Here is a 21,730-nt window from a genome sequence, read left to right on the forward strand (position 1 = left end):
GAGGACATCACGTGTCAAAAAAACGCTTATATGAAATTGCGAAAGAAGTCGGTGTCGCAAGTAAGGAAGTTGTTGCTAAGGCTAAAGAATTAGGATTGGCAGTTAAAAGCCATGCGTCAAGTGTTGAAGGAAATGACGCTGAACGTCTTACAGCAGCTTTCAAAGGTAACACAGCACCAAAAGCAACTGAGAAAAAAGTGTCAAGCACACCAAAAACTCAGGAAGCTAGTAAGCCCGTGGTGAGTGAAAAATCACGAGCTGAAGCTGCTCCAAAGGTTGAAGACTCTAGTCAAAAAACTGTAGCGACAGAATCAACAGTTGCAAAAGCGCGTCCACAAAGTCGTAACTTTAAAGCAGAGCGTGAAGCTAAGGCTAAGGCTGAAGCGGAGCGCCGTGCTAATGGCGGTAATCGAGACAATCGTAGTGGGAATGCTCAAAATCGTCGAGATAATCGTTCAAACGACCGACGACGAGACAACCATAGCCAACAAGGTCATAATAATGCTGGTCGCCAACAAGACAATCGTTCAAACAATAATCGTCGTTTCGAACATTCAAATCGCAATGATCGTGACCGAAATAACCGATTCAACAATAATCGCTCACAAAGTCGTCAGCAACAATCTGGACCTAAAATAGATTTCAAAGCACGTGCTGCCGCTCTAAAAGCTGAACAAAATGCAGAGTATTCTCGCCAAAGTGAGCTACGTTTCCGTGAACAAGAAGAAGCGAAACGTCAGGCTCAAATAGCTCAAGAGCAAGCTCGCAAGGTAAAACAAGCTGAAGCTGAGAAAGAACAAAAAGCACAAGAAAGTGCACGTTTAGCTGCAGATGCTATAAAACCTAAGGTTGCGGCTGCTCCAACACAAGTAGCTTCTACTCAATCAGATAACCGTCGTAAAAAACAGGGTCGTCTTGAAAAATCGCGTGATTTTTCATCTCAAAACGAAGATGGTCCTAAACAAAGTAAAAATAAGAAAAATTGGACGAAACAAAACCAAGTGAGAAATCAAAGAAATAGTAACTGGAATAAAAACAAACAAAATAAAAAAGGTAAAAACAACCGTAATGCCAATAACGCTCCAAAACCAGTAACAGAGCGTAAATTCCATGAATTACCTAAGGAATTTGAATATACCGAAGGAATGACGGTTGCTGAAATCGCAAAACGTATTAAACGCGAACCTGCTGAAATTGTCAAAAAACTCTTCATGATGGGTGTTATGGCAACACAAAACCAATCATTGGATGGTGATACCATTGAACTCTTGATGGTTGATTATGGTATTGAAGCCCATGCGAAAGTTGAAGTGGACGATGCAGATATTGAACGTTTCTTTGCCGATGAAGATTACCTAAATGCTGATGAATTAGTTGAACGTGCGCCAGTCGTTACTATTATGGGGCACGTTGACCATGGTAAAACAACTCTTCTCGATACACTACGTAACTCACGTGTTGCAACTGGAGAAGCTGGTGGTATTACTCAGCATATCGGTGCCTATCAAATTGAAACAAACGGTAAGAAAATTACCTTCTTGGATACACCGGGACACGCTGCCTTCACATCGATGCGTGCACGTGGAGCTTCAGTAACGGACGTTACAATCTTGATTGTAGCTGCTGATGATGGAGTAATGCCACAAACGATTGAAGCGATTAATCATTCTAAAGCTGCTGGAGTGCCAATCATTGTTGCCATCAATAAGATTGATAAACCAGGAGCTAACCCAGAACGTGTTATTGGTGAATTGGCTGAACACGGGGTTATTTCAACGGCTTGGGGTGGCGATTCAGAATTCGTTGAAATTTCAGCGAAATTCGGTCAAAACATTGAAGAATTATTAGAAACAGTTCTCTTGGTAGCTGAACTGGAAGAGTTAAAAGCTGACCCAACAGTTCGTGCGATTGGTACAGTAATTGAAGCTCGTCTTGATAAAGGTAAAGGTGCGGTTGCAACTCTGCTTGTTCAACAAGGTACACTTAACGTTCAAGATCCAATCGTTGTTGGTAATACTTTTGGTCGTGTTCGTGCTATGGTAAATGATCTTGGTCGTCGCGTTAAAACTGCTGAACCGTCAACTCCAGTTTCCATTACTGGTTTGAATGAAACGCCTATGGCAGGTGATCACTTTGCCGTTTACGCTGATGAAAAAGCAGCTCGTGCGGCCGGTGAAGAACGTGCTAAACGTGCTCTTATGAAGCAACGCCAAAATACACAACGCGTTAGTCTTGAGAACCTCTTTGATACCCTTAAGGCAGGAGAAGTTAAGACTGTTAATGTTATCATCAAAGCTGATGTTCAGGGTTCTGTTGAGGCCTTGGCAGCATCACTTCTTAAAATCGAAGTAGAAGGTGTTCGTGTTAATGTAGTTCACTCAGCTGTAGGTGCGATTAACGAGTCAGATATTACCTTGGCAGAAGCGTCTAACGCTGTTATCATTGGTTTCAACGTTCGTCCTACACCACAAGCTCGTCAGCAAGCCGATGCGGATGAGGTTGAAATTCGCCTTCATAGCATTATCTATAAAGTCATCGAAGAAGTTGAAGAAGCGATGAAAGGTAAGTTGGATCCTGAATATCAAGAAAAAATTCTTGGTGAAGCGATTATCCGTGAAACCTTCAAAGTTTCTAAAGTTGGAACTATTGGCGGATTTATGGTTATCAACGGTAAAATTACACGTGACTCAAACGCACGTGTTATCCGTGATGGTGTTGTTATCTTCGATGGTAAACTTGCTAGTTTGAAACACTATAAAGATGACGTTAAAGAAGTTGGAAACGCTCAAGAGGGTGGTCTTATGATTGAAAACTTCAACGATCTTAAAGTTGACGATACTATTGAAGCTTACATCATGGAAGAAATCGTTAGAAAATAATCTATCCTTGTTATAGATAACTAAAAAGCTAGGTGAATAGCCTAGCTTTTCTTAAAGATAATTGGTTCATGAATTTCATGAGCTATTAAATACTCTTTGAAACTTAAATTGGTAGTTCTTACCTTTAAACCTGATAAAGGTCAAGTGTGACTAATTTTTGCTTTTTTCGAGTACCAATGAATAAGAAGAAAGGAATTGCCCTGTTTTAAGAGCTATTTCAAAAGCCATCTAGGATAGAAAATCAGTTTTTCAATCCCCTAGCTCTCTAGAATAGCTCTTTTGACGGACTTGGTATCATATTTATGGCAAATCATCGTGTTGACCGTGTTGGAATGGAAATTAAACGCGAAGTCAATGAAATCTTACGTCTCAAGGTTCGCGATCCCCGTGTTCAAGATGTTACTATCACTGATGTTCAAATGTTGGGTGATTTATCAGCAGCAAAAGTTTACTATACTATCCATAGTGAACTAGCTTCTGATAATCAAAAAGCGCAAATCGGCTTAGAAAAAGCCACAGGAACTATCAAACGTGAATTAGGTAAAAACTTGCAGATGTATAAAATTCCTGATTTATCTTTTGAAAAAGATGAATCCATTGAATATGGCAATAAAATTGACGAATTATTACGCAATTTAGACCGTAAAGATAAATAACATTCTAAAAGGTAGAGCCTCTAGAATGTCGACAATCCCTCTAAACGATAGAAACATTGAAACCGTAAAACCTGATTGTCAATAAATAAACTCTTAGAAACGTTAATTCACACTCAATGAGAATCAAAATCAGACTGGGCGACACAGATAGCAGATAGAACTGTCTTCATCAAATCAACAAGGTCTGAATCTGATTCTTAAAGAGGATTATGAAGCTTTCTAAGAGTTTTTCTTTACCTAAAAAATGTAAAAAGTTTTTAAGACCTCATATATAGTCAAATGAATTAACTTTTGGACAAGGAACAGAAAAGGCGCGGAACAGTACCTGAGTACGGCAAGTCGAAGTGACGGTGTATCACAGTTAATTCAAAACATTATACTTAAACTAGCGGGGTTGAGAATCGATTTGACCGTTAAGGCGAGTGCCTATTGTATTAGGTTGCCTAGTATTTTGAACTTGACACTTAAATTTGGATAGGATACAATTAATTTACAATTGTAAACAAGGAGATTACCATGTCACACATTTCGAATGCTGAATGGGAGGTTATGAGGGTTGCTTGGGCATCTAAGGAGGTCACTAGTTCTTATATTATTGATGTTTTACAACAGAATCATGATTGGTCGGATTCGACCATAAAGACAATGATAACTCGCCTAGTTGAAAAAGAGATGTTAGCTAGCCGTCGGGAGGGTCGTCGTTTCTGGTACAGAGCCTTAATCTCTGAAGAGATGGGGCAATGGACTTGTGTTTCAGATACCTTTGCTAAAATTTGTGTTACAAATCATAAGTCATTGATTGAAAGGCTATTGCTGGATACCCCGATGAGCCTAAAAGATGTCGCAGATCTTGAGAAAATTTTACAATCTAAAAAGTCTGAAGCGGTAGACGAGGTCGTTTGCCAATGTCTTCCTGGTCAATGTTCTTGTCATCATCATTAATAATAAAAATACTCCTCCTTGGTGGTTCAAGGAGGAGTATTTTGATGGGACTAGATTAAGGGGTTAGCTGTTTTTGCGCTTTGCAGCTAGTCCAGCCATTCCTAAGATGCTGATACCAGCTAGGATAAAGCTTGCAGAAGCATTGTCGCCGGTTTCTGGAAGACTCTGTTCCTTACTTCCATTTCCGTAATTGTTTTCTGATTTAACAGCAGCTTTTTTATTTCCAAGTGTTAGGACGATTGCTTTGTTTTGGATGGTATGTCCAGATGTATGTGATACTTGAGGCATTTGGCCATCTTTAGGCAAATCAGTTGTTTCATTTGGATTATTCTCTGGAGTAGTTGTGTCGCTTGGATCAACCACATCAACAGGAACTTCAGCTAAGTAAGTTTTAACGCCTTTAATACCTGCTGTAATTTTCTCGCCTTTAGCTTCTTGTTGTTGAATGTATTCGATAAAGGTTTCTGTATCAGGATTGATAGCGCCAATTAATTTTGCATTTCGGAAACTTGCAAAGCCGTCACCACCACCAAAGAGGAAGTCGTTAATGACTAGAGTGTAAGTTTTACTTGGATCAATCTCTTCCCCGTTAGATTTATAGGCTTTAACAACTTTATATGGTGTTTCTTCACCACCTTCAGGATTATCAGTGAAGGTGTATTTAAGACCAGACATTTGGAGGAAATAATTTTGCTTAGCATCGTATTGTTCATTAAGAACCTTATAAATATCCTCGCCGGTCATTTGGACAATTTGAAGGATGTTACCGAATGGTTGTACCGCTTGAGCTGCTCCCCAAGTAATAGTTCCATCTTCAGCAACTAGGAGGTCTGCGCGAATACCACCGTTATTAGTCATTGCAAAATCTACTGGAATCTTGGATTTTTGATTAGCGATAGTTAATTGGGCAGTTGTGACAAGGTTTCCAACAGGACTTTCTTTGAATTCATTGACATCACGGCTAATTAAATCTGAAGTTGAAGCAGTACCGATTTTAGCAGCGGTTACCTGTTTCACGATAGTATTGGCTTCATCAACAATAGCCTGAATATCTTCACTTCCTGTTTTGACACCAGGAGCAACAGCAATCACTTCAGCATTTGGGACAGAAATAAAATCCTGTGTATCAGTGTCAAGAATACCACGCACATCGGCGTATGCCTTACCTTGTGACAGAGCTTGAACGATGCGGGTGTTTCCGACAACACCGTTTGTATACTTGTGATTGTGTCCTGCAAATAGGATATCAACACTATGTTCTGGATAAATTTCAGAAACACGTTTCATGATGTCTACTGCTTCACCTTCAATAGCATCCCCTTTATTGATAGCTGGAACATGGGCGAGAACAACGATGGCTTTTACCCCTTTTTTCTGTAATTCTAGCGCATAGGCAGCTATTGTTTCAGCTTCATCTAAGAATTTATACTGTTCATAATTTTGACGTAATACTAGATTTGGGATTTCTTTTGTAACGATACCGATGAAACCGACTTTAACAACCTTGTCGTTAATTGGTATTTCTCGGACAGCATAAGGCTTCCAGTTATGTGGAATTTCGCCTGTTGTTTTATCAATAACATTGGCAATGACAATTTCCTGTTTTGCAGGAACGTGTTGGTAATCATGAACAATTTTATTGAAGCCAGCATCGGCAGATGGCGCCTTACCTGTTGTGATACGATTGTACTCATCTAATCCTTCGTCAAACTCATGATTACCGAGTGTTCCATAATCAAATCCCATTTTATTGAAGACTTTAATCGTTGGTTCATCTTGAAGTAAGCTAGAGTTAGCAGGACTAGCCCCCACCATATCACCAGCTTGAACACGAAGTGATGTTGAATCTGGATTTTCTGCGGTAAATTCTTTCTCGGCATCATCCATATAAGCATCCAATTGTGCAGCTGTACCAGCATTTGAAACCTTGCCATCAGGCATATAAGCTGAGCCAGTTGTATCTAGGGCCCCGTGGAAATCGTTAACCCCTAAGATTTGAATAGCTTCTTGATCTGCATAAACACTGCCAGCAAAAAGACCAAAGCCAGCTACAACAGCTAAAATGCTACTTTTTAAAACAACTTTCTTTTTCATCGCAACTCCTTAATTAAATTAGTGAAAATAGTAAAATATGTCCATAATTAGTTTACTATGTAAGTTGCTAAAATTCAAGCTAGTTTTTAAATAAAAAGCGAATTTTTTATTGAATGAATAAAAATTTCAAACGGTTTTGAATCGCTTTCAAAAAATAGTGGCTGCATTTTAAATTATTTTATCTGATTTTTCTTATTTTCCTACTGAAAACTTATCTGAAAAATGCTATACTTTTCTTAAAGTAAAATTAGTCTTTTAAAGGAGTAGCTATGTTACAAGATATTGGACAAACAGGTGTAAAAGGATCGCGAATTGCTTTAGGCGCGATGCGCATGAATGCTCTCGAAGTCAAAGAGGCAGAAAAAGTTGTTTCAGCGTCACTTGAAAATGGTATTAATTTTTTTGATCATGCGGATATTTATGGCGGTGGAGAATCTGAAAAACGTTTTCATAGTGCCTTGAAAAACCTTAATATTAAGCGTGAAGATGTGATTTTACAATCAAAATGTGGTATTCGCAAAGGCTTCTTTGATTTCTCAAAAGCCCATATTCTAGCATCAGTGGATGGTATTTTAGAACGTTTGGAGACAGAATACCTTGATTTTTTAGTGCTTCATCGTCCAGATGCTCTGTGGGAACCTGAAGAAGTAGCAGAAGCATTTAGGCAGTTGAAAACTGCTGGGAAAGTCCGTCATTATGGTGTCAGCAACCAAAATCGTAGTCAAATGGAATTCTTACAGTCTTATTTAGATGAGCCCTTGGCTGTCAATCAGTTACAATTGTCACCAGTTCATGCGCCAATGATTTCCTCAGGTCTTGAAGTGAATATGACAACACCGGGGGCAAACGACCGAGATGGTGGTATCATCGACTATTGCCGTCTGAATAAGGTAACCATTCAAGCCTGGTCGCCTTTCCAGATTGATCTGTCAAAAGGTCTCTTCTTAGGGAATCCTGATTACAAGGAGTTAAATGATACTATTACAAGATTAGCAGAGAAATATGGGGTTTCTGATGAAGCCATTATTGTAGCTTGGATTTTACGTCATCCTGCTAAGATTCAAACGGTTGTTGGATCGATGAATCCTGATCGCATCAAGCGTATCGCAGAAGCTGAAAAAATTGAACTTACACGTCCTGAATGGTATGAGATTTACACTAAAGCAGGACATAGTTTGCCGTAATGGCGCGTGGTACAAGAAAAAAGGATTTTTTTTAAGACACAACGCTTTTGAGTGACTTTTGGCTTTTACATACACATTTTAATGGTGGGTCATGAGTGATAGACGGTTTGCTTGCCTTGTCACTCAATCTAACAGATTATGATTTTTCAGTAGGATTTGCCTTAGGCGTTCAGTTATTCCACTTGGTATTCAGCCCGTTCAGTCACGAAAAAGTCTCTCATATCCTTGCTTTGTCTCTATTTTTATAGGATTTTTAGTAGCCATTCTCCCTTGGTTACTTTCTGTTATCACCGATTTATGGAAATGATTAACCATTAGACCTTTTAGCCTTATCTTGTATTAGTGATTAGCTATTACTGTTGTGACCATCACTTAGTAAAGAAATCATAAATAAAACTGTCCTAGAAACGATAAGATTTCTAGGACAGTTTTCGCTATTATAGTCAAATGAATTAACTTTGAGACAAAGAACTGAGACGCGGGCAGCACTTGATTAGGGCAAGGCGAAAGTGACGGTGTCTCAACCTTAATTCAAAAGACTATATTTCAGAATGAAGAATTGTTATCGTCAAATGATAGCTTTCAGACAAGGAACAGAAAAGACGCGGTCAGTACATGACACTCTTCGAAAATCAAAAGCAGACCTTGCTAACTTGATTTGATGAAGACAGTTCTATTTGCTATCTGTGTCGCCTAGTCTGCTTTTGATTTTCATTGAGTATGAATACGGCAAGTCGAAAGTGACCATGTATCAAAGTTAATTCAACAGATGATATAAGAGTATTTCATTACCCTTCAATATATTCTTTTAATGCTTGCTCCCTTAAACCAGCATTGATAGCAATTAATAATTTAAGGCGTGCCTTTTGGCTGTTAAGTTCTTTGACAAACATGATACCATTTTCAGCCAAATCAACGCCACCCCCTTGGTAAGCATAGACAGGCTCAGCGATACCATTGAAGCAGCGAGAAACTAGGACGATGGGCAAGCCCTCGTTCGCTAGTGTTGTTAGTGATTTTGCAGCTTCTGGCGGTAGGTTTCCTGCACCAAGTGCCTCAATGACCACACCATCAATATGGCTAGCTTTCAGTAAATTTAGAATCCCATCTCCCATACCTGCATAGGCTTTGATAATAGGGATTGTTCCATTAATAGAAGCCAAATCAAATCGAACACGCTTTTCAGCAATCTGGAAAAAGAGAATTTCTTTTTTCATAATAATGCCCAAGGGACCATGAGTAGGTGTTTGGAAGGTTGAAACATTGGTTGTATGAGTTTTTGTAACATACTTGGCAGCATGAATTTCATCATTCATGACAACAAGCACTCCCTTATCAATTGATTTTTTATTTCCAGCAACCCTAAGAGCGGAGAGGTAATTGTAGATACCGTCACTGCCAAGCTCGTTGGATGAGCGCATAGCGCCAGTAATGACAATTGGGATATTAGGAAGATTCATGGTATCAAGGAAATAAGCTGTTTCTTCTAGAGTGTCAGTACCGTGGGTAATAACGACTCCATCGAATTGACCACCGATTTCTTTAATTTTCTGATAGAGTTCAAACATGTGTTTTTCAGTGATGTGAGGACTAGGAACGTTAAAAATATCAATGGTTGTGATGTTATAATCATCAAGTTCAACTGCAACGTGATTCATTGGATTATCTGCAGATGAATTGACATTTCCCATTTCATCCGCAGTCATGGAAATAGTACCCCCAGTATGGAGAACAAGTATGTTTTTAGTCATTAAAAAAACTTCTTTCAAAATTATGTTATAATTTATTCTAACATAATTGAGAAAATGGGAGAGTTAAGTTGGCAATCAAGGCAGTTTTTTTTGATATTGATGGTACCCTATTAAATGACAGTAAGCGCGTTGAAAAAGCAACTGTCTTAGCCATTAAGAATTTAAAAGAGCAAGGGATTCTTGTCGGTGTGGCGACTGGACGAGGACCTGGTTTTGTGCAACCTTTTATGGATAATCTAGGTCTTGATTTTGCGGTGACTTATAATGGTCAGTATATTTTTACAAGAGATAAGGTTCTTTATCAAAATCAGTTACCTAAATCGCTTATTTATCGCGTTATCCGCTATGCTGGGGATAAAAAACGTGAAATTTCTTTAGGGACGGCTTCTGGTTTGGTGGGTTCTGGTTTGATTGAAATGGGAACCAGTACTTTTGGACAGATTGTTAGCCGAATGGTGCCTAAAAAGTTAACCAAAACTGTGGAAAATAGCTTTAAAAAGATTATTAGGCGCATCAAACCACAGAATATAGAGTACCTCAAAACGATTATGCGTGAGCCAATTTTTCAGGTTGTTCTAGTTGCGACTGAAGGGGAGGGGCAAAAACTTCGAGACAAATTTCCACAAATCACAATTACTAGATCAAGTCCTTACTCTATCGACCTTATTTCGTATGGACAGTCGAAAGTGAAAGGGATTGAGCGTGTCGGTAAGGTGTTTGATTTTGACTTAGACGAGGTCATGGCATTTGGTGATTCAGAGAATGACATGGAGATGCTGACAGGAGTTGGCATTGGAGTTGCTATGGGGAATGGTCAGGATAAACTTAAGTCTATTGCTGACTACACGACAGATAGTAATAATCGTGATGGAATTTCAAAAGCCCTTGCTCACCATGGCTTGATTCATCTAGATCCTGAAGAAGGCTTTAAAAGTCGAGATGAAAACTTCAATAAGGCTAAGGATTTCCATCTTCTCATGGATGGTTCGGTTAACCACACCCCTCGTTTGTACAGTATTAATGAAGGTGGGAATCGAGCAAATTTCAAGGTAGAAGAAATTGTTGAATTTCTCTATGCAGCTAGTCAAGGAGACCACCATGATTTTACCCAATCTATTTTGAATCTTCATGCGGCAGTGGATAGGGCAGCTCAAAAAGTACAGAGTAAACCTCATCCAGAAACCCCCTTGGTGGGGGAAGTTGATGCCTTGACAGATCTTCTTTATTTTACGTATGGGTCATTCGTATTGATGGGGGTTGATCCAAAACCTTTCTTTGATATTGTTCACGAGGCAAACATGGGCAAGATATTCCCAGATGGTAAGGCACACTATGATTCTAAAACCCATAAAATTCTGAAACCAGATGATTGGGAGGAAAAGTTTGCGCCAGAACCGGCTATTAAAAAAGAATTGGATCGTCAAATCCAAAAATCATTACAGCGAACATAATAAAAACTTCTAGCCTTCAAGCTAGAAGTTTTCGTTTGACAGCATCACAAAACTTTATCTTTATCACGAACAACTAGGATGTCTATTTTAGCGTTGCGAAGGATATATTCAGATGATGATCCCACCAAAAGTCGTTCAAAGGCATTGAGACCTGTTGCGCCGAGCATAATCAAGTCAGCTCCTTCTTTATCAGGAATGTCAATGGCTAGTAGTGATTTTGGATTACCAAATTCAACAATCTGGCGGACATCTTGAATCCCAGCGACTCTAGCTTTATTTTCTAAATCAGTGAGTGATTCATGTGCTTCGCGCTCTAACTTTTCATAGACAGTTGCATCAAATGTAGCAACACTTTGAAGAGCTCGTGTATCAATAACATGGGTCAACAATAGTGCAGCCTCATTTCGTTTGGCAACATTAACAGCTTTCTCAAAGGCAAGTTCGGATTCTGCAGAGCCATCGATTGCGACCAGGATTTTTTCGTATTTATGAGACATATAAGTGACCTCCTTATTTCTATGTTTTTATTATAACCTATTTTCTAAAAAAATGAAAGCGTTTCATACTTGTTTTCTGAAAAGTCTGCCTTATCAAAAAATTCAATTTAAGATAAGTGAAAAATTGTGTTATTTTCTAAAAATTGCGATATAATAATAAAATGAAGACTTTTGAAAAATCATCTAAATTAGAACATGTCGCTTATGACATTCGAGGACCCGTCCTTGATGAAGCCAACCGAATGCGAGCAAACGGTGAAAAAATTCTTCGCCTAAATACGGGAAATCCTGCAGAATTTGGTTTTACCGCACCGGATGAAGTAATTAGAGATCTGATTATGAATGCGCGTGATAGTGAGGGCTACTCTGACAGTAAAGGGATTTTTTCAGCTCGCAAAGCGATTATGCAATATTGTCAAACCAAGAATTTTCCAAATGTAGACATTGATGATATTTATATCGGAAATGGTGTCTCAGAATTAATCACCATGTCAATGCAAGGTCTGCTTGATGATGGAGATGAAGTTTTAGTGCCTATGCCAGATTATCCACTTTGGACAGCAGCAGTCAGTTTAGCTGGGGGAAATGCGGTGCACTATGTCTGTGATGAGGCGGCTGATTGGTATCCTGATTTAGAAGATATGGAGTCCAAGGTTTCTAAAAAAACAAAGGCTATTATTATCATCAATCCTAATAACCCTACGGGTGCTCTATATCCTAAAGAAATCCTAGAGGGAATCGTGGATATTGCACGTCGCCACAACTTGATAATTTTTTCTGATGAGATTTATGATCGCATGGTATTTGATGGTGCAAAGCATATCCCAATAGCAACTTTAGCACCTGATTTGTTTGTTGTAACCATGAATGGCTTATCAAAATCACATCGTATTTGTGGTTTCCGTGTTGGGTGGATGGTGCTTTCAGGGCGTAAAAACTATGTGCAAGGTTATATTGAAGGCTTAAATATGCTCTCAAATATGCGCCTATGTTCCAACGTTCTAGCACAGCAAGTCGTTCAAACTTCTTTAGGTGGTTATCAATCAGTAGATGAACTTTTGATGCCCGGTGGACGACTTTATGAGCAAAGGGAATTTGTAACCAAAGCGATAAATGACATCCCAGGCTTGTCTGCTGTTAAACCACAGGCTGGACTTTATCTTTTCCCTAAAATTGACAAAACCGTCTACAATGTTCCAGATGATGAACAATTTGTATTGGAATTTTTGAAACAAGAAAAGATTATGCTAGTTCATGGCCGAGGCTTCAACTGGAAAGATCCAGATCATTTCCGTATAGTGTACTTACCGAGAGTTGAAGAATTAGCTGAAATTCAAACAAAAATGGAACGCTTTCTGAGACAATATCGTCGTTAAGATTGGTAAAATGGTAGTTAGATGTTACTAAGATGATAATTGCGTATTTTTGTCACTATTGTAAGTAATTTTCAGATAATTACTTGCCTTTTTACTCTGCAATTGTTATAATAGCTCGTAATATATTTTTCAATATAGAAAGGGTCATCATGCCTAATTTATTGTCACAAACTCGTAAAATCACTTCTATTCTTCAACGTTCAGTTGATAGTCTTGAAGGAGATTTACCATATAACTTGATGGCGACTCAACTTGGAGACATCATTGATTGTAACGTATGTATCATCAATGGAGGTGGTACAATTCTTGGTTTTGCACTTAAATACAAAACTAATAACGACCGCGTTGAAGCGATGTTCGAAGAGAAAAAATTAATCGATGAGTATGTAAAAGCTGCAAGTCGTGTCTACGATACAGAAGCTAACTTGCCTGTAACTCATGATTTAAGTATTTTCCCTGTCGAACTTCAAGAAGACTTCCCAGATGGTTTGACCACCTTGGCACCAATCTACGGTGGTGGGATGCGTCTAGGAACGCTCATCATTTGGCGCAATGACCAAGATTTCAAGGATGAAGACTTGATTCTTGCAGAAATTGCCTCAACAGTAGTGGGTATCCAACTCTTGAATCTTCAAACTGAAAACCTTGAAGAAACCATTCGCAAACAAACGGCTGTCACTATGGCTATCAATACACTTTCTTACTCAGAAATGAAAGCTGTAGCAGCTATTCTTGGTGAGCTTGACGGTACAGAAGGACGCTTGACAGCTTCCGTTATTGCGGACCGTATCGGCATTACACGTTCTGTTATTGTCAATGCTCTTCGTAAACTTGAGAGCGCTGGTATTATTGAAAGCCGTTCGCTTGGTATGAAAGGGACTTACCTCAAAGTTATCAATGAGGGAATCTTTGATAAAATTAAGGAATATAATTAATGGCGAAAGCACTTGTTTCAATTGATTATACTGTTGACTTCGTTGCCGATAAGGGTAAGTTAACGGCGGGAAAACCAGCTCAAGAGATTGAGTCGTCGCTTGTTGCATTGACAAAAAAAGTTTATGAAGATGGCGACTATATCTTTTTCGCCATCGATTGTCACGATGAGGGAGACGTTTTTCATCCTGAAACTAAACTTTTTCCATCTCATAACATTCAAGGAACTTCTGGTCGAGATTTATTTGGAGGGCTTGCTTCCTTATATGAATCAATAAAAGAAGATAGCAAGGTTTTCTGGATGGACAAACGTTATTATTCAGCCTTTGCTGGAACGGATTTGGACATGCGCTTGCGGGAACGTCGTGTTGATACCGTGATATTAACAGGTGTTTTGACGGATATCTGTGTCTTGCATACAGCTGTTGATGCCTATAATCTTGGTTATCAAATCGAAGTTTCTAAGTCATCCGTTGCAAGTCTTACAGAAGAACGAAACCAATGGGCCTTGGAACATTTTGAACATGTTTTAGGTGCTAGAATAATCGATTAAATTTATCACCTTGTCTAAACTGGACAGGGTGATTTTCTTGATTTTAGGAGATAGGACTATCCTCATTTTTGTGGTATAATTTAACGGATAGACTGGATGTAGCTCTTATTTTTTGCTTAAAATAATCTACAAAACGATAGAGGAGAAAACAATGAAAATTTCTGAAGAAGAAGTACGTCATGTTGCCAAGTTGTCTAAGCTGAGCTTCACCGACCAAGAAACCAGTGAATTTGCTCAAAGTTTGACAAAAATTGTTGATATGGTTGAATTGTTAAATGAAGTTGACACAGAAGGTGTGCCAGTAACAACGACTATGGCAGATCGTAAAAACGTTATGCGTGAAGATATTGCACAAGCCGGTCAACCACGCGAGGAACTCTTTAAAAATGTTCCTGAAGAAAAAGATTATTTCATCAAAGTACCAGCCATTTTTGAAGAAGGAGGAGATGCCTAATGTCATTTAATCATAAGACGATCGAAGAGTTGCACGATCTCCTCGTTAATAAGGCAATTTCAGCAGTCGAATTGACACAAGCGACTTTAGAAGACATCAAGTCTCGTGAAGATCTCATGGGATCATTTGTAACCATTGCTGAAGAAGCTGCTTTGAAGCAGGCTCAAGCTATTGATGCCAAAGGGATTGATGCAGATAATATCATGAGTGGTATCCCACTTGCTGTTAAGGACAATATCTCTACTAAAGGGATTTTGACAACAGCTTCATCAAAAATGCTCTATAACTACGAACCCATCTTTGATGCAACTGCTGTTGCCAATGCTTATGACAAAGACATGATTGTCATTGGTAAGGCAAATATGGATGAGTTTGCCATGGGTGGTTCAACTGAAACATCTTACTTCAAACAAACCAAGAATGCTTGGGATCAAGCAAAAGTCCCTGGTGGTTCTTCAGGCGGTTCAGCGGCAGCTGTTGCGTCTGGTCAAGTGCGTTTGTCACTTGGTTCTGATACCGGTGGTTCTATTCGTCAGCCAGCTGCTTTCAATGGCGTTGTTGGGATGAAACCGACCTATGGTATGGTATCGCGTTTTGGCTTGATTGCTTTTGGTAGTTCACTTGACCAAATCGGACCATTTGCACCAACGGTTAAGGAAAATGCCCAATTACTGAATGTGATTTCAAGTTATGATACTAAGGATGCGACCTCAACTAAAAACCAAGTGGCTGATTTCACTAGCAAGATCGGTCAAGAAATTAAAGGTATGAAAATCGCTCTTCCTAAAGAATACCTTGGCGAAGGTATTGATCCTGAAATCAAGGACAATATCTTGGCAGCAGCTAAGCAGTTTGAAAAACTTGGCGCTATCGTAGAAGAAGTTAGTCTTCCTCATAGCAAGTACGGTGTGGCGGTTTATTATATTATTGCGTCTTCGGAAGCGTCGTCAAACTTGCAACGCTTTGATGGTATTCGCTATGGTTTTCGTGCTGAAGATGCAACAAATCTCGATGAAATCTATGTCAACACACGTAGTCAAGGTTTTGGCGATGAGGTGAAACGCCGCATCATGCTTGGAACGTTCAGCTTGTCATCAGGGTATTATGATGCCTACTATAAAAAGGCAGGTCAAGTGCGCACTTTGATTATTCGTGATTTTGAAAAAGTCTTTGCAGATTATGACTTGATTTTGGGTCCAACGACACCTAGCGTAGCCTTTGGTTTTGGCGACAAATCAAAAGATCCAGTTTCTATGTATTTGGCTGATCTCTTGACTATTCCAGTTAACCTGGCAGGTCTTCCAGGAATTTCAATCCCATCAGGATTTGTGGATGGCTTGCCAGTTGGCTTGCAATTGATCGGACCTAAATACAGTGAGGCAACGATTTATCAAGCAGCTGCAGCCTTTGAAGCAACAACTGACTATCACAAACAACAACCTAAAATTTTTGGAGGTGAAAACTAATGAATTTTGAAACGATCATTGGACTTGAAGTCCACGTTGAATTAAACACGAATTCTAAAATTTTTTCACCATCATCATCGCATTTTGGGCAAGAAGCTAATAGCAGCACCAATATCATTGACTGGTCTTTCCCAGGTGTTCTTCCTGTTATCAATAAAGGAGTTATTGATGCTGGGATTAAAGCATCATTGGCTTTAAATATGGATATCCATCAAGAAATGCATTTTGACCGTAAAAATTATTTCTATCCTGATAATCCAAAAGCCTACCAAATTTCTCAATTTGATGAGCCGATCGGTTACAATGGTTGGATTGAAGTTGAGTTAGAGGAAGGTTCAACCAAGAAAATCCGTATTGAGCGCGCTCACCTAGAAGAAGATGCAGGTAAAAACACACACGGAACAGATGGTTATTCTTATGTTGATCTTAACCGTCAAGGTGTCCCTTTGATTGAGATTGTTTCAGAAGCAGATATGCGGTCGCCCGAAGAAGCCTATGCCTATTTGACAGCTTTGAAAGAAGTTATCCAATACACTGGTATTTCAGATGTCAAGATGGAAGAAGGATCAATGCGTGTCGATGCCAATATCTCTCTTCGCCCTTATGGTCAAGAAGCCTTTGGCACTAAGACTGAGCTGAAAAACCTTAACTCATTTAACTATGTTCGTAAAGGGTTGCAATATGAGATTGAACGTCAAGCTAAAATTTTGCGTTCGGGTGGACAGATTCAACAAGAAACTCGCCGCTATGATGAATCAACTGGCGAAACTATTCTCATGCGTGTTAAAGAAGGGGCTGCGGACTACCGTTACTTCCCAGAACCTGACCTACCACTTTATGAAATTGATGATGCTTGGATTGAAGAAATCCGTACAGAGTTGCCAGAATTTCCAAAAGAACGCCGTGCTAAATACACATCAGAATATGGTCTTACAGCCTATGATGCTAGCCAGTTGACAGCAACTAAAGCAACTTCAGATTTCTTTGAATCAGCCGTGGCACAAGGTGGCGATGCTAAGCAAATTTCTAACTGGCTCCAAGGTGAAGTAGCACAGTTCCTCAATGCTGAAAACAAAACCTTGCCGGAAATTGGTTTGACACCTGAAAATCTTCTTGAAATGTTGTCCTTGATTGAAGATGGCACGATTTCATCTAAAATTGCTAAGAAAGTTTTTGTCCACTTGGCTAAAAACGGTGGTTCAGCACGTGAATACGTTGAAAAAGCAGGACTTGTTCAGATTTCTGATCCAGAAGTCTTGATTCCAATTATTCACCAAGTTTTCGCTGATAATGAAGCAGCAGTTGCTGATTTCAAATCCGGAAAACGTAATGCAGACAAAGCCTTCACAGGCTTCCTTATGAAGGCAACTAAAGGACAAGCCAACCCACAAGTAGCGCTTAAACTCTTAGCGCAAGAATTGCAAAAACTGTTGGATTAAATACCAGCTTTGAAGCAAGATTGAAAGGGTTGCTGATAAGGAAACCTTTTAACTCTGACAGGTGATGTCACTAGTTTTATGAAAGGAAGAAGTTGCCTCATCATAATAAATGAAACTTTATCCCAGTTTCTATCATTGTCAGTCCAAGTATCGTCAAAAGACTATATTTTTAAAGGAACCTACAAAATAGGCTTTCTCATATTTTCATTATATTTACTAAAAAAATGTCTAGAATTTCAAACTCTAGACATTTTTTCAAAAATTGTCGTGTACTTCCTCCGATCTCTCTAGTAAACTAACAACATCATAACAGAACTATTGGAGGATACTTATGTACTTTGGACATTATGCTGTGGCAACAGCCGTAAAAGCAAAAGAACCGGAAATGCCTGTTTTACCTATCTTTTTGGCAACAGGTGCCATTGATATTATGAATGGTCTCTTTATCATGGCTGGAATTGATAAGGTAGATGCTAATCTGAACACAAAGCCTTACCTTTATTTTGATTTGACCTATATCGACTGGGATCATTCGCTCCTCATGGGAATTATTTGGTCTGTTTTGGCGGGCTTGCTAGCCTATGCGGTCTATAAAAAGGACAGGAAAATCGGCTTAACGACGGGCTTAGTTGCCTTCTCGCACTGGCTTTTAGATTTACCGCTCCATAATGGAGATATGGCACTCTATCCTGGCTCTTCTATCAAACTCGGCTGGGGCTGGTGGAGATTGCTAGGTGAGTACGGTTGGCATTTAGAAGTCTTTTTCTCCCTAGGGCTCCTTTACTACGCTTATAAGAAAAGCAAGGAATATGGCGAAAATATCTGGCCACAACTTCTCTTTATGGGGCTCCTTATGATTAACATGTCTCCGTGGTTTTCACCGATGAAAATAGTGGCAACTTTCCCAGAACCTTGGGCACACTTGGTGCATGGTTTTGCAGTCTTTATGGGCTTTATTATCCCAGGCTTTATCTTTAAATGGTTATATAAGAAGACGGGGGAAAAAGCGCGCTTAGCTTAATATCTTGAAAATCAGCTGGCTAATGTCCTTGCTATCAAGCGACATTTCCGGCTTTTTCAATTGGTAGCTGATGGCAGCGATGACACTGGCGGCAAAGATTTCTAGTAGAAAGTCATCTTTTCTCATACCGTTGTCCCGAAAAAGTAGGGTAAATTGCTCCTTAATCGCTCTTTTCCAGAGTTCTGTAAAAGCAAGATTGGTCTGTGCGACCAAAAAGGCGTGAAAGATGTGATGATGGGCAGCCACATAAGCCAAGGTCGTTTCGACAAATAAAATATCAGTGACTTGCTGGATTGGACGCCGAAAGAGCTTACGATTGATGGCAACAAGGTCTTGAATCGTTCGTTCCTCAATATCGGCTTTTAGCTCCTCAATGCTGTCGTAGTAGGTATAAAATGTCGAACGGGCAATAGGCGTTGCCTCGCAAACTCCCTTTACACGAATCTTGTCTGCTGGAATGGTTTCCCATAGGGTGATGAAGGCTTGCTGGATGTCTTTTTGGGTCTCTGTCAGTTCGTCTTTTTTCATGTTTAATCCTTTCCACTTATTTTTGAGGTTTGTTTATGTTAAAAATATAGTCAAATGTACCAAAGTTAATTCAAAAGGCTATAATATTCATTTCACGTGTATGAAACAGTACTAGTAAAGGTTTGTCGGGAAAATATATAGAGGCTGGATGGAATTTGGAGCTGGTTTTTAAAAAAATATTCATTTTGGAATAGTTTGCCAATGAAATTCATCAGAAAAACAAGGGCTTTCATTTTACCAATGACTCAAGATATTCGTCAAGATGGTGCAGCTAAGAGTATTTTCGGTGGAGCATGGCGTTGGTGATGGCGAATGTTGCCAAAAGCAATAAAATAAGGAATATTTAATCATTTTAGGGGTTATTCAGTAGATTTTAGAGAAAAATGTTACCTCAAGAGGTCTCTTTTTGATTAGTCAGAGATTTTTACTACTCTTTTTTCATATCTTATCTGTCAGTTACCGTCTTTATTGAAAGGCGTTTTAAGCATAAAATGCTTATTGTCACTATTGATAGAGTAGTGTTATAATAAAGCAAAAGCTTTTCATAAAGGAGGATGTAAAATGAAAAAGTTTAGGTATGTTGCTCTACTCCTGTCTCTAGTTTTTGTACTAGTTGCCTGTGCTAAGAGTCCAAAAGAGGAGTTTAAGTCTCGTTTAGAGTCAATGCAGGGAGAGAAAAAAGCGGCTTATCATTATAAAATTAAAGTTAAAGATTTCCAACCTGGTCAAAACGCAGCCTCGATTCAAGGTATTGACGATATTGTTGGTAAAACACTCGAAGCCAAATTGAGTCAAGACTTGACGAAAAATGCTTTTGCTATTTCGGTTGATTTATCAAACATTGATCCAAAATTTTCTGATTTTGATTTGATTTATAAAGGTGATAAAGGCTATATGAGTGTTCAGCCTATGCTTGCTATGAATAATGTTTCTACTAAAGAGGCAGAAGGTAAGTACGTTGATATCGAAGAAATATCTGGTGAAAAAATACCGTCTTTCAAAGAAGCTACTAAAGATAGCAAAGCAGACTTGTCATGGCTGGATAAGATTGATGAGAAGCATTTTAAGAAAGATGGAGACGATGTTAGTGTAAGTTTGACCATGAACCAACTTTTCAAAGTTTATAAATCAGCCTTGAAGCAACTTGATGATGATAAGGAAACAGCTGAGCAATTGGAGACTTACTTGAACTTGGCAAAGGCATCTTTATCAGATAAGTCTAAGGCAACCTTGACACTTGGAAAAGATGGTGATCTTAAGACACGTATGTCCATGATTTATGCTAAAGGGATGGACACATTTGTAAAATCCATTGATATAGATGTTAATGCTAAAAAAGCAGCGTACAAAGCTCCTAAGCTACCAAAATCTTCTGATATTCTTAGCCAAAAAGAATTGGAAAGTCTTTTAATGGATAATACAAAATTATCAGATCAAGATTTTAATGAGATATACAATAACATTAAAGGTGAACTAGATAATACCTCTAAAGAAAGTCTTGAAGCATTTATTACAGAATCAAAACCTTACCTAACAGATGAACAATTAAAAAAACTTGAAGATTTAGCCAATCAAGCAAAAGGTTAGGTGAACGAAAAACAGTCCTCGGGCTGTTTTCTTTATAATCTCATCTTCTGATAAAAATCGTCTTTGGAGTATCATCAAATGATACATAGAAAATGCCTTTTTATCCCCCAAAATAAATGCCCTGAGTAAGGAGGGCAGGGAAAAAATGTTGTCAAAAACGTGCTAGGCAAGGTTTGACAATAGATATAATAGTGATGCCATTTCAGGAGGAAAATAAATGAAAATTATTTGGAAAATTTTGAATTCAAAGGTACCCTTGTGGTGCCTACTAGTTGTTTTATTGTTCGCAGCAGGTTCCTATGTCAAGGGGTACATTCAAAACAGTAATAAGGTGGAAAAATCTTATTCAATGATAACATCGTTAGAAAAAGCAGAAGAAGTTGTTTTTTTGAATGCTGGCATTCAAACTGTAGAGACTGAATCTGACGATACGGAGCTTTTTGATGCAATAAAAGTCCCGTTTTCAAAAAAGAAAGCCATCATAATTCTTAATTATAAAGCTAAATTTGGTATCAAAAAGCCTGTCAAAATAAATAAAAAAGCAGATAATACCTATCAAATTATTGTTCCTAAATTTGAATTTATAGGTCATGAATTGAATGATAAGAATGGCTATGAAGTATACGATAAGTCAGGAGAACTGCTAAGTATAGGAACAAATGATATTGATACAGGAAGTATTGTAACCAAGTCATTATCCTCTAAGAAGCAGAAAAAATACTTAAAAGACTACAATGCTTTGATTAAAGAATCTGCTAAAGATTACTACAATAATTTATTCAAGATGATTGATTCAGAAGCTAAGTTAGAATTTATCTTCCAGTAACCTTACTATTTGATGTTTCTTATGGGATGAGTTTCTGAACGATCTAAAATGATTAAGAAATTGAGAGAGCACATACACCTTTTAGATGTTATT

General features: G+C 38.6%; 18 protein-coding genes. 14 read left to right on the forward strand and 4 right to left on the reverse strand.

Features of this window, described 5'->3' with window-relative positions; translation table 11 throughout:
- Window positions 1-11 precede the first annotated feature (11 nt).
- The 3 genes from infB to A3IA_RS0110820 all read left to right on the forward strand — a co-directional run bounded on the left by infB (window position 12) and on the right by A3IA_RS0110820 (window position 4,477).
- Window positions 12-2,879, forward strand: coding sequence for a translation initiation factor IF-2 (gene infB / locus A3IA_RS0110810; protein WP_018381344.1), 2,868 nt, complete (start codon window positions 12-14; stop codon window positions 2,877-2,879).
- A gap of 302 nt (window positions 2,880-3,181) precedes the next feature.
- Window positions 3,182-3,535, forward strand: a complete 354-nt coding sequence (gene rbfA / locus A3IA_RS0110815) for a 30S ribosome-binding factor RbfA (RefSeq protein WP_018381345.1) — start codon at window positions 3,182-3,184, stop codon at window positions 3,533-3,535.
- Between the two features lie 516 nt (window positions 3,536-4,051).
- A complete protein-coding gene (locus tag A3IA_RS0110820) occupies window positions 4,052-4,477 on the forward strand; it encodes a CopY/TcrY family copper transport repressor (protein WP_018381346.1) in 426 nt (141 codons plus the stop codon).
- Between the two features lie 63 nt (window positions 4,478-4,540).
- On the opposite strand, the gene A3IA_RS0110825 is transcribed toward A3IA_RS0110820, so the two are convergent.
- A complete protein-coding gene (locus tag A3IA_RS0110825) occupies window positions 4,541-6,571 on the reverse strand; it encodes a surface-anchored 5'-nucleotidase (RefSeq protein ID WP_018381347.1) in 2,031 nt (676 codons plus the stop codon).
- Window positions 6,572-6,840: 269 nt separating this feature from the next.
- On the opposite strand from A3IA_RS0110825, the gene A3IA_RS0110830 reads away from it, so the two are divergent.
- The gene (locus A3IA_RS0110830; RefSeq protein ID WP_018381348.1) at window positions 6,841-7,755 is read left to right on the forward strand and encodes an aldo/keto reductase; all 915 of its coding nucleotides are present in this window, start codon (window positions 6,841-6,843) and stop codon (window positions 7,753-7,755) included.
- A 788-nt stretch (window positions 7,756-8,543) separates the two neighbouring features.
- Here A3IA_RS0110830 and A3IA_RS0110835 read toward each other — a convergent pair.
- Window positions 8,544-9,506: an asparaginase gene (locus tag A3IA_RS0110835; protein WP_018381349.1), complete on the reverse strand. Its 963-nt coding sequence runs from the start codon at window positions 9,504-9,506 to the stop codon at window positions 8,544-8,546.
- Between the two features lie 68 nt (window positions 9,507-9,574).
- Between A3IA_RS0110835 and A3IA_RS0110840 the strand changes: the two genes are divergently transcribed.
- On the forward strand, window positions 9,575-10,957 hold the full coding sequence (locus A3IA_RS0110840; protein WP_018381350.1) for a Cof-type HAD-IIB family hydrolase: 1,383 nt from the start codon (window positions 9,575-9,577) through the stop codon (window positions 10,955-10,957).
- Between the two features lie 44 nt (window positions 10,958-11,001).
- On the opposite strand, the gene A3IA_RS0110845 is transcribed toward A3IA_RS0110840, so the two are convergent.
- Entirely contained in the window at window positions 11,002-11,454 is a 453-nt protein-coding gene (locus A3IA_RS0110845) for a universal stress protein (protein WP_018381351.1), read from the reverse strand.
- Between the two features lie 161 nt (window positions 11,455-11,615).
- Here A3IA_RS0110845 and A3IA_RS0110850 point away from each other — a divergent pair, with 161 nt between their 5' ends.
- The 7 genes from A3IA_RS0110850 to A3IA_RS0110880 all read left to right on the forward strand — a co-directional run bounded on the left by A3IA_RS0110850 (window position 11,616) and on the right by A3IA_RS0110880 (window position 18,696).
- Window positions 11,616-12,830 (forward strand): pyridoxal phosphate-dependent aminotransferase, encoded by a 1,215-nt coding sequence (locus A3IA_RS0110850; protein ID WP_018381352.1) that lies wholly within the window; start codon window positions 11,616-11,618, stop codon window positions 12,828-12,830.
- A gap of 149 nt (window positions 12,831-12,979) precedes the next feature.
- Window positions 12,980-13,765, forward strand: coding sequence for a GTP-sensing pleiotropic transcriptional regulator CodY (gene codY, locus A3IA_RS0110855; protein WP_018381353.1), 786 nt, complete (start codon window positions 12,980-12,982; stop codon window positions 13,763-13,765).
- A complete protein-coding gene (locus A3IA_RS0110860) occupies window positions 13,765-14,316 on the forward strand; it encodes a cysteine hydrolase family protein (RefSeq protein ID WP_018381354.1) in 552 nt (183 codons plus the stop codon). The genes codY and A3IA_RS0110860 overlap by 1 nt, the downstream gene beginning before the upstream one ends.
- A gap of 151 nt (window positions 14,317-14,467) precedes the next feature.
- A complete protein-coding gene (gene gatC, locus A3IA_RS0110865) occupies window positions 14,468-14,770 on the forward strand; it encodes an Asp-tRNA(Asn)/Glu-tRNA(Gln) amidotransferase subunit GatC (protein ID WP_018381355.1) in 303 nt (100 codons plus the stop codon).
- Window positions 14,770-16,236: an Asp-tRNA(Asn)/Glu-tRNA(Gln) amidotransferase subunit GatA gene (gatA, locus tag A3IA_RS0110870; protein WP_018381356.1), complete on the forward strand. Its 1,467-nt coding sequence runs from the start codon at window positions 14,770-14,772 to the stop codon at window positions 16,234-16,236. Before gatC ends, gatA begins: the two co-directional genes overlap by 1 nt.
- Window positions 16,236-17,675 (forward strand): Asp-tRNA(Asn)/Glu-tRNA(Gln) amidotransferase subunit GatB, encoded by a 1,440-nt coding sequence (gatB, locus tag A3IA_RS0110875; RefSeq protein WP_018381357.1) that lies wholly within the window; start codon window positions 16,236-16,238, stop codon window positions 17,673-17,675. The genes gatA and gatB overlap by 1 nt, the downstream gene beginning before the upstream one ends.
- A 331-nt stretch (window positions 17,676-18,006) precedes the next feature.
- Window positions 18,007-18,696 (forward strand): metal-dependent hydrolase, encoded by a 690-nt coding sequence (locus tag A3IA_RS0110880; RefSeq protein WP_018381358.1) that lies wholly within the window; start codon window positions 18,007-18,009, stop codon window positions 18,694-18,696.
- Here A3IA_RS0110880 and A3IA_RS12360 read toward each other — a convergent pair.
- Complete coding sequence (locus tag A3IA_RS12360; RefSeq protein ID WP_018381359.1) at window positions 18,688-19,224, reverse strand: TetR/AcrR family transcriptional regulator; 537 nt, start codon at window positions 19,222-19,224, stop codon at window positions 18,688-18,690. The two genes, A3IA_RS0110880 and A3IA_RS12360, sit on opposite strands and share 9 nt — an antisense overlap.
- A 561-nt stretch (window positions 19,225-19,785) precedes the next feature.
- Between A3IA_RS12360 and A3IA_RS0110895 the strand changes: the two genes are divergently transcribed.
- Both A3IA_RS0110895 and A3IA_RS0110900 read left to right on the forward strand, forming a co-directional pair.
- Complete coding sequence (locus tag A3IA_RS0110895) at window positions 19,786-20,811, forward strand: hypothetical protein (RefSeq protein WP_018381361.1); 1,026 nt, start codon at window positions 19,786-19,788, stop codon at window positions 20,809-20,811.
- 217 nt (window positions 20,812-21,028) lie between these two features.
- Entirely contained in the window at window positions 21,029-21,637 is a 609-nt protein-coding gene (locus A3IA_RS0110900) for a DUF4230 domain-containing protein (protein ID WP_018381362.1), read from the forward strand.
- Window positions 21,638-21,730: the final 93 nt, after the last annotated feature.

It is taken from the genome of Streptococcus thoraltensis DSM 12221, from assembly GCF_000380145.1.
GTDB classification, from domain to species: Bacteria; Bacillota; Bacilli; order Lactobacillales; family Streptococcaceae; genus Streptococcus; species Streptococcus thoraltensis.

Excerpts from the sequence above, each read along its gene's own strand:
- A3IA_RS0110895 (WP_018381361.1), top strand. The coding sequence starts at position 19,786 with ATGAAAAAGTTTAGGTATGTTGCTCTACTCCTGTCTCTAGTTTTTGTA.
- gatB (WP_018381357.1), top strand. The coding sequence starts at position 16,236 with ATGAATTTTGAAACGATCATTGGACTTGAAGTCCACGTTGAATTAAAC.
- A3IA_RS0110850 (WP_018381352.1), top strand. The coding sequence starts at position 11,616 with ATGAAGACTTTTGAAAAATCATCTAAATTAGAACATGTCGCTTATGAC.
- A3IA_RS0110880 (WP_018381358.1), top strand. The coding sequence starts at position 18,007 with ATGTACTTTGGACATTATGCTGTGGCAACAGCCGTAAAAGCAAAAGAA.
- codY (WP_018381353.1), top strand. The coding sequence starts at position 12,980 with ATGCCTAATTTATTGTCACAAACTCGTAAAATCACTTCTATTCTTCAA.
- A3IA_RS0110825 (WP_018381347.1), bottom strand. The coding sequence starts at position 6,571 with ATGAAAAAGAAAGTTGTTTTAAAAAGTAGCATTTTAGCTGTTGTAGCT.
- A3IA_RS0110830 (WP_018381348.1), top strand. The coding sequence starts at position 6,841 with ATGTTACAAGATATTGGACAAACAGGTGTAAAAGGATCGCGAATTGCT.
- A3IA_RS0110900 (WP_018381362.1), top strand. The coding sequence starts at position 21,029 with ATGAAAATTATTTGGAAAATTTTGAATTCAAAGGTACCCTTGTGGTGC.
- A3IA_RS0110845 (WP_018381351.1), bottom strand. The coding sequence starts at position 11,454 with ATGTCTCATAAATACGAAAAAATCCTGGTCGCAATCGATGGCTCTGCA.
- A3IA_RS0110860 (WP_018381354.1), top strand. The coding sequence starts at position 13,765 with ATGGCGAAAGCACTTGTTTCAATTGATTATACTGTTGACTTCGTTGCC.
- A3IA_RS0110820 (WP_018381346.1), top strand. The coding sequence starts at position 4,052 with ATGTCACACATTTCGAATGCTGAATGGGAGGTTATGAGGGTTGCTTGG.
- A3IA_RS0110835 (WP_018381349.1), bottom strand. The coding sequence starts at position 9,506 with ATGACTAAAAACATACTTGTTCTCCATACTGGGGGTACTATTTCCATG.
- gatA (WP_018381356.1), top strand. The coding sequence starts at position 14,770 with ATGTCATTTAATCATAAGACGATCGAAGAGTTGCACGATCTCCTCGTT.
- rbfA (WP_018381345.1), top strand. The coding sequence starts at position 3,182 with ATGGCAAATCATCGTGTTGACCGTGTTGGAATGGAAATTAAACGCGAA.
- gatC (WP_018381355.1), top strand. The coding sequence starts at position 14,468 with ATGAAAATTTCTGAAGAAGAAGTACGTCATGTTGCCAAGTTGTCTAAG.
- A3IA_RS12360 (WP_018381359.1), bottom strand. The coding sequence starts at position 19,224 with ATGAAAAAAGACGAACTGACAGAGACCCAAAAAGACATCCAGCAAGCC.